Origin of the sequence: Gracilibacillus lacisalsi DSM 19029 (genome assembly GCF_000377765.1) — a bacterium.
Taxonomy (GTDB): domain Bacteria; phylum Bacillota; class Bacilli; order Bacillales; family Amphibacillaceae; genus Gracilibacillus; species Gracilibacillus lacisalsi.
Window position 1 is genome coordinate 146,916 of sequence record NZ_KB898663.1, and the last position, 13,676, is coordinate 160,591.

Annotated in this window: 14 protein-coding genes; 1 reads left to right on the top strand and 13 read right to left on the bottom strand. The window is 38.3% G+C overall.

Features of this window, described 5'->3' with window-relative positions:
* Positions 1-25: 25 nt before the first annotated feature.
* From D569_RS0103245 to D569_RS0103260, 4 genes are all read right to left on the bottom strand, one after another.
* Entirely contained in the window at positions 26-979 is a 954-nt protein-coding gene (locus D569_RS0103245; RefSeq protein ID WP_018930965.1) for a gluconeogenesis factor YvcK family protein, read from the bottom strand.
* A gap of 2 nt (positions 980-981) precedes the next feature.
* Complete coding sequence (rapZ, locus tag D569_RS0103250; protein ID WP_018930966.1) at positions 982-1,863, bottom strand: RNase adapter RapZ; 882 nt, start codon at positions 1,861-1,863, stop codon at positions 982-984.
* A gap of 333 nt (positions 1,864-2,196) precedes the next feature.
* Positions 2,197-3,147 carry a thioredoxin-disulfide reductase gene (trxB, locus tag D569_RS0103255; RefSeq protein WP_018930967.1) on the bottom strand — a complete coding sequence of 317 codons (951 nt, stop codon included), beginning with the start codon at positions 3,145-3,147 and terminating at the stop codon, positions 2,197-2,199.
* A gap of 71 nt (positions 3,148-3,218) precedes the next feature.
* A complete protein-coding gene (locus D569_RS0103260) occupies positions 3,219-4,226 on the bottom strand; it encodes a tetratricopeptide repeat protein (protein ID WP_018930968.1) in 1,008 nt (335 codons plus the stop codon).
* Positions 4,227-4,386: 160 nt separating this feature from the next.
* Between D569_RS0103260 and D569_RS0103265 the strand changes: the two genes are divergently transcribed.
* Complete coding sequence (locus tag D569_RS0103265; RefSeq protein WP_018930969.1) at positions 4,387-5,310, top strand: ketopantoate reductase family protein; 924 nt, start codon at positions 4,387-4,389, stop codon at positions 5,308-5,310.
* A gap of 8 nt (positions 5,311-5,318) precedes the next feature.
* Here the strand turns inward: D569_RS0103265 and D569_RS0103270 are convergent, their stop codons facing one another.
* The 9 genes from D569_RS0103270 to uvrA all read right to left on the bottom strand — a co-directional run bounded on the left by D569_RS0103270 (position 5,319) and on the right by uvrA (position 13,671).
* On the bottom strand, positions 5,319-5,858 hold the full coding sequence (locus tag D569_RS0103270) for an acyltransferase (RefSeq protein WP_018930970.1): 540 nt from the start codon (positions 5,856-5,858) through the stop codon (positions 5,319-5,321).
* A gap of 2 nt (positions 5,859-5,860) precedes the next feature.
* Complete coding sequence (gene ppaX, locus D569_RS0103275) at positions 5,861-6,502, bottom strand: pyrophosphatase PpaX (protein ID WP_018930971.1); 642 nt, start codon at positions 6,500-6,502, stop codon at positions 5,861-5,863.
* A gap of 63 nt (positions 6,503-6,565) precedes the next feature.
* Entirely contained in the window at positions 6,566-7,411 is an 846-nt protein-coding gene (lgt, locus tag D569_RS0103280) for a prolipoprotein diacylglyceryl transferase (RefSeq protein ID WP_018930972.1), read from the bottom strand.
* A gap of 23 nt (positions 7,412-7,434) precedes the next feature.
* Complete coding sequence (gene hprK, locus D569_RS0103285; RefSeq protein WP_018930973.1) at positions 7,435-8,397, bottom strand: HPr(Ser) kinase/phosphatase; 963 nt, start codon at positions 8,395-8,397, stop codon at positions 7,435-7,437.
* Between the two features lie 599 nt (positions 8,398-8,996).
* On the bottom strand, positions 8,997-9,338 hold the full coding sequence (locus tag D569_RS0103290) for a phage holin family protein (protein WP_018930974.1): 342 nt from the start codon (positions 9,336-9,338) through the stop codon (positions 8,997-8,999).
* Between the two features lie 2 nt (positions 9,339-9,340).
* Positions 9,341-9,538, bottom strand: coding sequence for a PspC domain-containing protein (locus D569_RS0103295; RefSeq protein WP_018930975.1), 198 nt, complete (start codon positions 9,536-9,538; stop codon positions 9,341-9,343).
* 100 nt (positions 9,539-9,638) lie between these two features.
* Positions 9,639-10,295: a bacillithiol biosynthesis deacetylase BshB2 gene (bshB2, locus tag D569_RS0103300; RefSeq protein WP_018930976.1), complete on the bottom strand. Its 657-nt coding sequence runs from the start codon at positions 10,293-10,295 to the stop codon at positions 9,639-9,641.
* 18 nt (positions 10,296-10,313) lie between these two features.
* On the bottom strand, positions 10,314-10,667 hold the full coding sequence (locus tag D569_RS0103305; RefSeq protein ID WP_018930977.1) for a YojF family protein: 354 nt from the start codon (positions 10,665-10,667) through the stop codon (positions 10,314-10,316).
* 148 nt (positions 10,668-10,815) lie between these two features.
* A complete protein-coding gene (uvrA, locus tag D569_RS0103310; RefSeq protein ID WP_018930978.1) occupies positions 10,816-13,671 on the bottom strand; it encodes an excinuclease ABC subunit UvrA in 2,856 nt (951 codons plus the stop codon).
* Positions 13,672-13,676: the final 5 nt, after the last annotated feature.

A 13,676-nucleotide genomic window follows, 5' to 3' on the forward strand; every position in this document is an offset into this window, starting at 1 on the left:
CCCTCTTCGCCAACTGCTAACCCCTCTACATTAACGAACACAACACGTTCGCCACTTTGTCTGTATCGTGCCGTAATGAATGATTTAATTCTTTGACAATATCTTCTTCAATAATTTCCAAGCCCATCTCACGTAATTTATCCAGATCATATTTTACCGGTTCGGCATTTTCTTCCGCATAAACCATTTGTACGTCGCGAGCAATTGTTTTATTGTGTACAATAACAGATTGTAGGCATCCGGTACCAATGTGATCCATGATTGCTTGCACATGATCGGATGCAGTATAGTGATTAGTTTCGCCAGCTTGCGTCATAACATTACATACATAGACAACTTTTGCTTTTGTATTGCGCAAAGCCTCCCCAATTTGCGGAACAATCAGGTTAGGTAATGTGCTTGTATATAAGCTTCCCGGTGCAATCACGACCAAATCCGCTTCTTGAATAGCCGAAACTGCTTCCGGTAATGGCAATACCGGGTTTGGCTTTAGAAAGACACGTTTAATCCGTTTATTAGCTTTCGGTATATTGGATTCCCCGACTACTATTTCACCATCCTCATATTCGGCATGGAGAAACATGTTTTGATTAGCAATCGGGTAAATGTTCCCTTTTACATTTAACACACGTGAAATCTCTTTAATTCCGTTGTAAAAGTCTCCGGTAACAGATGTCATAGCTGCTAATAAGAGATTCCCCATCGAATGTCCGGAAAGACCATTTCCTTTGGTAAATCGGTGTTGAAATAATTCCATCAACATTGGTTCGACATCAGAAAGTGCGGCAATCACGTTACGGATATCTCCTGGTGCCGGCATTTCCATTTCAGACCGTAAGCGACCAGAACTGCCACCATCATCAGCAACAGTTACAATCGCGGATAAATCAATTGGTTGTTGTTTGAGTCCTCGAAGCAGAACCGGCATCCCTGTTCCACCACCGATGACCACTACTTTTTTTGGGTCAGATTGTGACATTTTTATCCCTTTCGTTTCTCTATATCACGGTGACTAACATGTGTGACATAATTTTTTTGAAAATGCTTTGCCAAATGCTCAGCAATCGCAACAGATCGGTGTTGCCCACCCGTACATCCAATCGCAATCACGAGCTGAGTTTTCCCCTCACGCTTATATTGCGGAAGCATAAATTGCAATAGGTCGATCGTTTTTTCTAAAAATTTCTGCGTGTCCGACCATTTAAATACATAAGACGAAACTTCCGTATTTAAACCTGTGAGTGGGCGCATTTGCTCCACGTAATGTGGATTCGGTAAGAAACGGACATCAAATACCAAATCTGCATCTATCGGCAAACCATACTTAAACCCAAAAGAAACCGTATGGACTGAAAAGATTTCTTGGTCCTTTTTACTATAGCGTTGCACAATTTCTTCACGTAATTCCTTCGGCTTTAATTTAGACGTGTCAATGAAATGTTGTGCCCGGCCACGCAATTCATCCAATATTTTTCGTTCAGCATGGATCCCTTCAAGTGGTAATCCGTCTTGCGCTAATGGATGAGAACGGCGAGTTTCTTTATAACGGGATACCAGAACATGGTCATTCGCATCCAAAAATAAAATATGTTCTTCCAACCATTCTTCTTGTCCGAGTGTGTCTAATGCCTCAAATAGTGTATCAAAAAATTCTCTACCACGTAAGTCCATTACCAGTGCTACTTTTTGGATATTATTGGTGGCGTCTTTCATGAGTTCAAGGAATTTAGGCAGGAGAGCTGGTGGAAGGTTATCAACACAATAATAACCGAGATCCTCAAAGCTTTGAACGGCAACTGTTTTACCGGCACCTGACATTCCTGTGATAATGACAAGCTTGGTTTCCTCAGATTGTCTCCCCATAGGTTAAACACTCCTCTCTTTTCAGAAATTTATGTAACGAGACTACTTGTATTTATACTTCCATTATACACGGAGTGAATGCCCTCTACCACCAAAATACTTATTAAGAATTTGTCTATTAGTAGTCATTATTGTAGGATTTTCTGCATTTACCAATAATGAGCAATTTTCACATCAAAAAAATTGGCATAGGTATGGAAACCTATGCCGTCAAGTTATATTTATTAAAAAGGGGGTCAATTAGTTAATTACATTATATCTAATTAATATTTCGTGCGTGTTACAGACACGTTAATTTCCAATTACGTATTTATGTCGAAAAGATTACAGTTACTAGCTTGGTGTATTAACAGCTTCTTCTAAATTTTCAATATATGCCTGTGCTGCTTGTGCTGCAATACTACCATCACCAGTTGCTGTTACAATTTGACGTAAATCTTTCTCTCGGATATCCCCCGCAGCAAATACGCCTGGTACACTTGTTTCCATATTCTCATTTGTCGGGATGTAACCTTCCTCATTAGTAATACCTAATGATTTAAATGGTTCACTTAATGGCACCATTCCAATATAAATAAATGCACCATCTGTCTTATGCTCATATTCTTCACCAGTCTTTTTATTGAATAATGTGACACTGCCGACTTTGCCGTCTTTATCATTAATAGATTTCACAATCGTATCCCAGATGAAATCAATTTTGTCATTATTAAAGGCACGATCTTGTAGAATTTTTTGTGCACGTAATTCATCACGACGGTGAACGATAGTCACTTTACTAGCGAATCTTGTCAAATACACACCCTCTTCAACAGCAGAGTCTCCTCCACCTACGACGATAAGTTCTTTCTCTTTAAAGAAAGCACCATCACAAACTGCACAATAAGATACACCGCGACCACCGAGTTCTTCTTCACCTGGTATACCTAATTTTTTATATTGCGCACCAGTTGTAATAATGACAGCTTTCGTTTTATATTCTTTTGATCCAGCTACAACTGTTTTGTAATCACCTTGATCAATAACTTCTTTAATATCACCATATGCATATTCCGCGCCAAACTTTTTGGCATGGTCGAACATTTTATTCGACAAATCCGGTCCTAAGATGTGATCATAACCTGGGTAATTTTCAACATCCTCCGTATTTGCCATTTGCCCACCAGGAATTCCTCTTTCCAACATTAATGTATCTAAATTTGCACGTGATGTGTAAACCGCTGCAGTCATACCAGCCGGTCCAGCACCTGCAATAATAACATCATAAATTCTTTCTCCAGTCATTATCGTCATTCCTTTCTACTTTATCTTAAAACCATTATCCTACGGTCTAAATAAAAGGTCTACTATTCTGCTCACTTTTCCCATTTCCATGGAGGTGTCTGTACTGCTAAAATATTATGTTGCTTACAACCTTCCTCCCATAAATGTTGCGCCATTTCCTTCAGCCCTAAATAATACTGACAAGTACTAAACCATCTATAGTAGGAAGGATGGCCTTTTAGCTTTGATTTATGCAACAATTTAAACCGATATAGTGCTTGTTCATACAGTCCAATTTGAGCAAATGTCACGGCAATCCTTAGTTTTTGTTGTTCATGAATCGGATAAATATTATCAAGTAGCTCCGTATAATATTGCTGCCTTTCTTGATTGGCTTCATGTGCATAAAAACAAGCTAAATTCATACAACTGAACAACGAGTCAGGATGGTCTTGTAAATATTTTTCCTCCATCGCAATGGCTTCTTCTCGTTCACCAGCAAAAAATAATGCATAGTGATATTCATGTCTTGCCTGTGAAAACTCTGGAAACAATGTGATCATTTCTTCTAAAATGGCAATGGCTTCTTCCCACTCTTCACGTTCCAAGTGATAAAAAGCTGTTTCCTGATAAATTATCAGATCATCCTCTTCCTCTAGCATCCACTCATCATCATCGTCTTCTTCTACTTCACTCAAATCTAATACCTCGAGTAAGGAAGATGCTGCTTCCGTAAATTCTCCATCAGGTGCTTTTTCGATATATAATTCCGCATATTTAACAGCATCCTGAAGGAGACCTAAATGCGCATAATTATTAGCAATTAAATAATAGCAATCCACATAATCTTCACCGTGGGTAGACAGCACTTTCGTCAACATTTGATTAGCTAAATGATAGGAGCCCATTTCCGTGTAGACAATTGATGCCTGACATTGATAAAGCGGGTTATCCGGTTTGTCGGCAATCGCTTTTTTAAACCATTTTAAGGAGAGGTCAAATTTTCGTTTTTGAAAGGCTTCAACTCCCTTTGAAAAATAAAAATCCCCTTCTGGTATGAAAGGTATGATGTTTCCTTCTATTTGATATGGATTTGTCACGCTTTGTATTCCCCTCCCATTCTAACTTTATTTTCTATATAATCGTTCCTTCATTTTAAATATAATGACTTTAGCATTATAACACACTTTTGCTACATTGAAAGAGCTTTTTTCAAATGTGGAAGTTATAGTATCATGAAGGTAGAAAGGTGGAGATGATATGAATATTTCAATTGTTGGTGCAGGTGCATTAGGAAGTTATTTTGGTATTCGTTGGAGTAAAGCTGATGCTAATGTGCAATTTATCGTTCGTGAGAAACGTGCTGCCCAATTGCAGGAAAATGGGCTTAAAATCAATAGTAGGAACGGCGATGACCAGATCGAAAATCCTGTGATCGTTACTGATCCAACGCAAGCAGCACCTGCTGATATTATCGTCGTGTCAGTAAAAGGGTACCACATGGAAAGCGTCATCGATACACTTGAAAAATTAGTTGATGCTCATACATATATTTTACCTATTTTAAATGGGGTTAAGCATTACGACGTGTTAACTAATCATTTTGGCAAGGAAAAAGTACTTGGAGGTCTAGCCAATATTATAGCGACATTAGATGACAACGGACATGTAAAACACACAAGCAAGATCGATGAAATCCGATTTGGTCCTCTTGATGAAGGACAGGTTGACTTTTGCGAACAACTAGCAGAGATTTCAGCTGCTGCCAACATGACCTCTATCTACAGTGATAAGATTGTAACGGATATCTGGTATAAGTATATGTTTATTACAGCATTTTCGGGAATCACTACCGTCAGTAACATGGAAATTGGTGAGCTTCTCATACATGAGGAAACGAAGGATATTATACAACAGTTGCTTCATGAAATGAGACAGATTGCTGTTTGTGAAAAGGTAGACCTGACTGTTCAGCATCTCGAGAAAGCTTGGAAAACATTGTACAGTTTACCTGCCAGTTCGACGTCTTCCATGCACCAGGATTATCGCAAAGGACTCCATGTCGAATTAGAACATTTACAAGGTGCAGCTATCGAATTAGCAAGTAAACATCAACTTGATATCCCACATCTAACAACCATTTATGGTATTTTAAAAGCAAAGATATCACTATACAAAAGCTGATGATCAGATTATTGATCATCAGCTTTTTGAAAAAAGGTATCCTTTTGTTTACGTTCCTGCATTTCTTCTTTTGTATAAATCACTCGCATAGGATTACCTGCAACAAACGTTCCTGCTTCTACATCTTTATGTACAACCGTGCCTGCTGCGACAACTGCTCTATCACCTATTTTCACGCCAGGTAAGATAGTGCTGTTTGCTCCAATCATTACTTCTTGTCCGATATAAACGTCACCTAAACGATATTCTTCAATTAAGTATTCATGAGCTAAAATCGTGGTGTTATAACCGATTACCGTATTTTTCCCGACGTGAATTTTTTCCGGGAACATAATATCTAACATGACCATTAACGCAAAAGCAGTTTCGTTCCCAACATCCATCCTCAAAAGAGTTCGATACATCGCATTTTTAAGTTTTAAAAAAGGCGTATATCTAGCAAGTTGGATAACAATAAAATTTTTGATTACTTTCCAGAAAGGAACGGTCTTATAGACGTGCCATAAACTATTGGCACCATGGACACGATATCGATTTGTTTTTCGCATGGTTATTCCACTCCAACGATTTGTAATAAATCACTCATTTCTTCTAACATATAATTCGGATCATGGTCTTCTAAGACCTTTCTTCCTTTGATCGTCCAGGAAACACCTGCTGTTTGCACACCTGCATTATGACCTGCTTCGATGTCATGGTAGTTATCTCCAACCATCATTGTTGTCATCGGGTTTGCTTTTAATTCATCAATAGCTTTTAAAATCGGTTCCGGATGTGGTTTTGCATGGTCCACATCATCAAGACCGATTAATACATCAAAAAGTTGATCCATTCCGGTGATTTTTAAACCTAATTTAGCAGTATCGTTCAGTTTTGTAGTGACAATTCCTAGCTTGTATCCTGATTCCTTCAATTTTTTGATGGTATCGACTACAGTAGGGTATGCCTCCACGTATCTTTCATGGTTGGCATAGTTATGCTCTCGATAAGCCTCCATCATTTCTTCTACCTTTTCTGGGTTAACTTTTTTCAAGCTATCCGCTAATGGCGGTCCGATAAAATCGAGGATTTCTTCTCTTGTATATGTTCGATCTCCGTATTTTTCTAGCGTGTGGCTAAAGGAAGCGATAATCAATTCATTCGTATTGATTAACGTTCCATCTAAATCAAATAAAATGGTTTCTACTTTCATGTTTTTACCTCCAACTGACGAGAAACGAGCTTTTGCTTGAACATAGCAAAAGCTCAAAGTTCCTTATTTCCTCTTATCTTGTGTTATTTTTTTACCTTGATACGTTCTGTCAGATAAACCTTTCTTACGACGATAGATCATCATGATGATCGCACCGACGATTAACAATATTGAAATAAACTGCGCTGTTCTCAGATCACCAATAATATATAAACTATCAGTTCTCATTCCTTCAATGAAGAAACGTCCGATTGAATACGAAATGACATACGTCAAGAACATTTCTCCGCGACGCAATGGGTATTTACGTAAGATTAATAATAAAATGAATACCATGATATTCCAAACTGATTCATATAAAAAGGTCGGGTGATACATCGTACCTTCAATACACATTTGATTCATAATAAAATCTGGTAAGTATTGATGGAAATTTTGATATGTAGCTTCTGAAATAGGTCCACCATGTGCTTCTTGGTTCATAAAGTTACCCCAGCGACCAATTGCTTGTCCTAATATAAGACTTGGTGCTACAATATCGGCAATTTGCCAGAAAGATAACTTTTTCACTCGTGTATAAACGATAGCCGTTAACACTGCACCAATCAATGCACCATGTATGGCAATTCCACCTTCCCAAATTGCGAACACTTTCCACCATGGTTCCCCGACATAACGATCCCATTCAAATATGACATAGTATGCACGTGCAGATAGAATAGCAATCGGGATTGCAAACACTACTAAATCAACTATATAATCCTTTTTTACACCTAATCGGTCTGCTTCCCTTGTCGCAAGCCATAATGCCAAAAAGACACCAGATGCGATAATCACGCCATACCAATAGATAGAAAATGGTCCTAACTGCAGGAAAACAGGATCAAGTGCAGGAGCTTCACATGACAAAGTTGATCTCCTCCGTTCATTAATTAATCCATATCTAGATCTGTATCATATTCTGAAACCTCTTGTTCCCCATTTTGAATCATCTTCGATAATCGTTGGGAAAACTCTTCTGCTGCATTAACGCCCATTCGTTTCAGGCGGAAATTCATCGCAGCCACTTCTATAATAACAGCTAGGTTACGACCAGGTCGAACAGGAAGTGTTGCTTTTGGAATTTTAACATCTATAATTTGCATCGTTTCCTCTTCTAATCCTAATCGGTCATACTGTTTCTTTTGATCCCATGTTTCAAGATTAATCACTAATGAAATTCGTTTATGAGAGCGAACCGATCCCGCACCAAATAAGGTCATGACATTAATAATACCCAATCCTCTTATTTCTAATAAGTGCTCAATTAGAGGAGGGGATGATCCAATTAAACGGTCGTAGTCCTCTTGGCGAATTTCAACGCTATCATCAGCTACAAGACGATGTCCCCTTTTGACTAATTCCAGTGCAGTTTCACTTTTACCTACTCCACTTTGTCCAGTAATCAGTACACCAATCCCATATATATCAACTAGAACACCATGGACTGCTGTAAAAGGGGCAAATTTCGCCTCTAAAAAGTTAGTAATACGACTAATGACACGTGTTGTTTTATATGGTGAACGCATTAATGGTACACCTGAAGCTTCACATGCTTCCACTAACTCAACTGGGACGGCCATATCTCTGGTCACGACGATGCCCGGTGTAATATCCGTACATAGACGATAAGAGCGGTCCTTTTTTTCTTCTGGTGTTAATTCTGAAAAAAAAGATAATTCCGTTTTTCCTAATAATTGCAATCGATCTTTCGGATAATATTTAAAATAACCTGTCAATTCAATTCCCGGTCGAGAAACTTCACTCATAAAAATCTCACGATGAACTCCCTCCGCACCAGCAATTAGTTCAATCTTAAAGCGATCCAACAAATCCTGTGTACGCACCTTTGCCATACAAAAGCCCCCCCTTATCTCGGAACAGAGGAACAGTGTCCTCGTCCCATTCTTTCTTATCTTTTTTATTCCATGATGTAACTATTGTAGCACTTTTTCAAAGATATAGTACAGATTTATTCGAAAAAATTCGAGCATATGTCCTAATTGCATAAGGTAAATACTACGAATCTCAGTCAAATACGGTGTATGAAGTTCGCTAGTTATTTAACCAAGTAACCATTTTGACATTTTGTAACTGCTAGAAGAAGCTCCGGAAAAATGTTTCGCTTTCCACTGGCATGGCTTCAGCTAATTTCGTGAAGAAAATTAGAATTTCTTCACGAAATGGATCTTCAGCTCATGCTATTCCAGTAGGAGTCTACACATTTTCCCTCCGCTTTATATTATGTTCTACAACGATTAATACAGCTAACATAATGGGGTTTTACTACGTTTAGCAAGATAGACAATCAGCTACTTACTAATGACGTTATAGCATTATTATTAACGAAGGCCACCCTCTTCAACACACGCTTTGCCTATTTAAAATACTGTAACGGCACAGGAATGACTTTCTTGATTCAGCAGAAAAAAACCGCTATGTGAGCACATAACGGTTAATCTTTTACTATTTTATTAATGACTAAGTTCATAATCGAGAAGAGTATGGCTGCTATAAATGCTGTACCAAATCCTTCGATAATGAAGTTATTACCTAATAACGCTTGTGTTAGCCACAATGTGATAGCATTAATCACCAATAAAAATAAGCCCAATGTAATTATCGTGATAGGTAACGTTAATATGACTAAAATTGGTTTCACAATGGCGTTTAATACGGCAAGAATCACACTAGCAATTAAAGCAACGACAAAACCATCAAGGATAAAGCCATCAAATAAATAGTCAATTAACATTAATGCTAATGCATTAAATACGAGTGATAAAATCCAGCGCATGCTTAATAATCACCTCTTTTAGGTATAATGATTGCAGCTGCTATATATAGAATAAATAGTGGAAATCCTGCTGTAAAAATAAGTAAGATAATATATATCAAGCGTAATATCGTCGCATCTAAATTAGTAGCTTCTGCTATTCCGCCTAATACTCCTGCTACCATATTATTCGTTTCGGAACGATACAATTTATTATTCATATCGTTAATCCTCCTAGGTCCGTTTCATATTATTACTTTTCCACAAAAGAGATAGATTAAACCTCGTCATTATACTATGATTTTTTTCTATAGATATTGCTTAAAACTTCCATGTGTAAAAAGATTCGACACCTAACCATTGTTTGGTTGCTTCTACAATGTCATCTGCTTCGTTTCTGACCTTGGAGAGCATACCATCTGCCTGTGATTTATGCGCTTGGATTGTTTCAAATTTTTTGGTGAACACTTCACTTACATCATTCTGGATATCTGGCTCACCTAGTTCTTCCAAATGATTACGGCTGATTGCTTGTGCCCAAACAGTAGGGCGTTCATTTTCAGCGAACTTTTCTACTGCTTTAATTGCCGCTGCACCAAATGCATCATGATCAGGATGTACAGCGTGTCCTGGGTAGTGCGTTATAACTAGTGATGGCTTCATTTTGTTTAAATAAGAAAAAAGATGATCTGCTACTTCCTCAGTCGATTCAAATTCTAATGTTTTATCACGGTATCCTAGCATCTCCAAGTTGATGTCTAGTACTTCACATGCTTGGATTAATTCTTTTTTTCTAATTTCAGGTAAAGTTTCTCTTGTCGCAAAAGTAGGATTACCCATATTTCTTCCCATTTCACCTAATGTTCCACATAAATAGGTGACAGGAACCCCTTTTTCCCGAAAAGTTGTGATCGTTCCAGATGCACCAAATGCTTCATCATCTGGATGCGGATAAATAACTACAACGTGTTCTGACACAATAATTCCCCCTCTTCGTTAATACTGAAATGGTGATTCACTTATTTGTAAGGCTACCATCAGTCTTCCTTCACGATCATGACCTGCCATTAAAAGTCTATTTTGCTCATCCACTTCAAACTGGTTAACACCTTCTGCATATATCCAGCCAATATCCAGTTTTAATCCAACACGATATGTAGCGCCTGCGCCTACTACTTTTCCACGCTGATAAGTTACTTTCGCGTTCCGAATAAACGCACCTACATTATAGGCATCTTGATTAAAATGACTTGCATATGCTCCATTGGTTGTTTCCAAGTGAACATATACTTCTTTATTTGCAAAACTATCAATGTGTTCTTGTAGTTGATTGATTTCAATTGGTTCCATAGAAAATGGACTCCTCCTCTTCCAACATTCTGCCTCTATTTTAGCATAGTATGAGCAGAAGTTCTTGTCTCAGAATTGCAAGACTTTTCTGATAGTAAGTAACTTGGAATAGAAATAATGGCTGCCCTTAGGGGACAGCCATCGATGCTTAACTACCTATCTTCGCTTCCATTCTCGCTTTGTCTCTCTCTAAAATAGGTTTTAAATACCTTCCAGTGTGGGATTCCCCCACTTCTGCGATTTCCTCTGGCGTTCCAGTTGCGACTATCGTTCCACCACCATCGCCGCCTTCTGGACCGAGATCAATAATATGGTCTGCTGCTTTAATCACATCTAAATTATGCTCAATAATAATAACAGTATCTCCATTTTCAACCAGACGCTCGATTACCGCTAACAGACGGGAGATATCATCGATGTGCAAGCCGGTTGTCGGCTCATCCAAAATGTATAATGATTTTCCGTTTGAACGGCGGTGTAATTCACTTGCCAATTTTACACGCTGTGCTTCACCACCTGATAACGTTGTTGCTGGTTGGCCGAGACGGATATAACCTAATCCAACGTCATAAATGGTTTCTAACTTTCGTTTAATCTTCGGAATATTTTCGAAGAATTTCATTGCTTCCTCAATGGTCATATCCAACACATCAGCAATATTTTTCCCTTTATATTTTACTTCTAATGTTTCACGATTATATCGTTTTCCTTCACAGACTTCACAAGGCACATAAACATCCGGTAAAAAGTGCATTTCGATTTTAATAATGCCATCACCACGGCAGGCTTCACAACGACCGCCTTTGACATTGAAACTGAAACGACCTTTTTTATAACCACGGATTTTTGCTTCATTCGTTCGGGCAAAAACATCACGAATATCATCAAACGCACCTGTATAAGTTGCCGGATTGGATCGCGGTGTTCTTCCAATTGGTGATTGATCAATATCGATAACTTTTTCTAAATGCTCGATACCTCTAATTTCTTGATGTTTACCAGGTTTTTGTTTCCCGCGATGCAATTGCACCGAAAGACTTTTGTGTAATATTTCATTGATTAAGGAGCTTTTTCCTGATCCAGAAACACCAGTAACTGCTGTATAGATACCGATCGGAATTTTGACATCGACATTTTTTAAATTGTTTTCTTCTGCTCCAATAATTTCGATAAAACGTTCATTAGGTTCAGACCGTTTAGCAGGAACTGGGATGAACTTATCTCCGGATAAATACTGGCCAGTTAATGACTTTTTCTTTTTCATTACTTGGTTTGGAGTTCCCTGTGCTACGACTTCTCCACCATGTTCCCCCGCACCTGGGCCAATATCAATTAAATAATCTGCTGCTAACATTGTATCCTCATCATGTTCGACAACAATCAGCGTATTACCGAGATCGCGCATGCGTTCTAATGTCTGGATCAACCGATCATTATCACGTTGGTGTAAGCCGATCGATGGTTCATCTAGCACGTAAAGCACACCGGTTAATGCTGAACCAATCTGTGTTGCCAAACGAATACGTTGTGCTTCTCCACCTGATAACGAACCAGCAGAGCGAGATAAAGTCAGGTATTCCAAACCAACATTTTTCAAGAATGTTAAGCGATCATCTAATTCATTTATGATCATATGTGCGATTTGTTTGTCTTTTTCAGACAATTTAAGTGATGTAAAAAAGTGATGTGCTTCTGTCACTGATAGTGCTGTGACTTGACCAATATGCAAATCATTTACTTTAACAGCAAGTGCTTCCTCGTTTAAACGGTATCCTTCGCATGTCGGGCAGGCTTTCGTTGTCATATATTTTTCCATTTGTTCACGGATAAAATCGGATGACGTTTCACGATATCGACGAGCAATATTATTTAATACTCCTTCAAAATAAATATCGTTTTCACGCAGCATGCCATAATCATTTTCATAACGGAAATAGATTTTTTCTTTACCACTGCCATTTAAAATTTTATCTAATTGTTTTTTCGGTAGTTTTTTAACGGGTACATCCATATCTATGCCGTAGTGCTTACAAACACTTTTCAGTAGTTGCGGGTAATATTGTGAACTTGTTGGTTCCCATGCAACAATAGCCCCCTGATTAAGGGTTAGGTCTTTGTTCGGGATTACCAGATCAATGTCAACTTCCAATTGTGAACCGAGCCCGTCACAAGTTTTACAAGCACCCCATGGACTGTTAAAAGAGAATAGTCTTGGCTCTAATTCATCGATTGAAAAACCACAAATAGGACAGGCATGATTTTCGCTAAATAACAGTTCTTCATCATCAATAATATCAACAATAACTTTGCCATCACCTAATTTTAAGGCTGTTTCCAAAGAATCGGATAGTCGACCTGTAACACCGTCTTTGACAACAATCCGGTCGATCACCACTTCAATCGAATGCTTTTTATTTTTGTCTAACTGAATATCATCACTGATTTCCCGCATTTCTCCGTCGATGCGCAAACGGATATACCCTTCTTTTTGCAAGTCCTCTAATACTTTTACATGTGTACCTTTACGACCAGAAATGACTGGCGCAAGAATTTGTAATTTCGTTCGTTCGGGATAATCCGTAATGCGATCGACCATTTGCTGGACTGTTTGAGAAGTAATTTCTTCACCATGAATCGGGCAAATCGGATGTCCAATTCTGGCAAAAAGTAAACGCATATAGTCATAGATTTCTGTTACAGTACCTACCGTGGAACGTGGGTTTCGACTTGTCGTTTTCTGATCAATCGAGATGGCAGGTGATAAACCTTCAATTGAATCGACATCCGGTTTGTCCATTTGGCCTAAGAATTGGCGAGCATAAGCCGAGAGTGATTCGACATACCGACGTTGTCCCTCGGCATAAATTGTATCAAAAGCTAATGATGATTTACCTGAACCAGACAACCCTGTTAAAACAACTAACTTATCCTTTGGAATATCAATGGATATATTTTTTAAATTATGAGCACGAGCTCCTTTTATCGAAATGGATTTTTTAGCCATTTATT

Excerpts from the sequence above, each read along its gene's own strand:
- uvrA (WP_018930978.1), bottom strand. The coding sequence starts at position 13,671 with ATGGCTAAAAAATCCATTTCGATAAAAGGAGCTCGTGCTCATAATTTA.
- D569_RS0103270 (WP_018930970.1), bottom strand. The coding sequence starts at position 5,858 with ATGCGAAAAACAAATCGATATCGTGTCCATGGTGCCAATAGTTTATGG.
- D569_RS0103245 (WP_018930965.1), bottom strand. The coding sequence starts at position 979 with ATGTCACAATCTGACCCAAAAAAAGTAGTGGTCATCGGTGGTGGAACA.
- D569_RS0103295 (WP_018930975.1), bottom strand. The coding sequence starts at position 9,538 with ATGAATAATAAATTGTATCGTTCCGAAACGAATAATATGGTAGCAGGA.
- rapZ (WP_018930966.1), bottom strand. The coding sequence starts at position 1,863 with ATGGGGAGACAATCTGAGGAAACCAAGCTTGTCATTATCACAGGAATG.
- D569_RS0103305 (WP_018930977.1), bottom strand. The coding sequence starts at position 10,667 with ATGGAACCAATTGAAATCAATCAACTACAAGAACACATTGATAGTTTT.
- D569_RS0103265 (WP_018930969.1), top strand. The coding sequence starts at position 4,387 with ATGAATATTTCAATTGTTGGTGCAGGTGCATTAGGAAGTTATTTTGGT.
- hprK (WP_018930973.1), bottom strand. The coding sequence starts at position 8,397 with ATGGCAAAGGTGCGTACACAGGATTTGTTGGATCGCTTTAAGATTGAA.
- ppaX (WP_018930971.1), bottom strand. The coding sequence starts at position 6,502 with ATGAAAGTAGAAACCATTTTATTTGATTTAGATGGAACGTTAATCAAT.
- trxB (WP_018930967.1), bottom strand. The coding sequence starts at position 3,147 with ATGACTGGAGAAAGAATTTATGATGTTATTATTGCAGGTGCTGGACCG.
- D569_RS0103290 (WP_018930974.1), bottom strand. The coding sequence starts at position 9,338 with ATGCGCTGGATTTTATCACTCGTATTTAATGCATTAGCATTAATGTTA.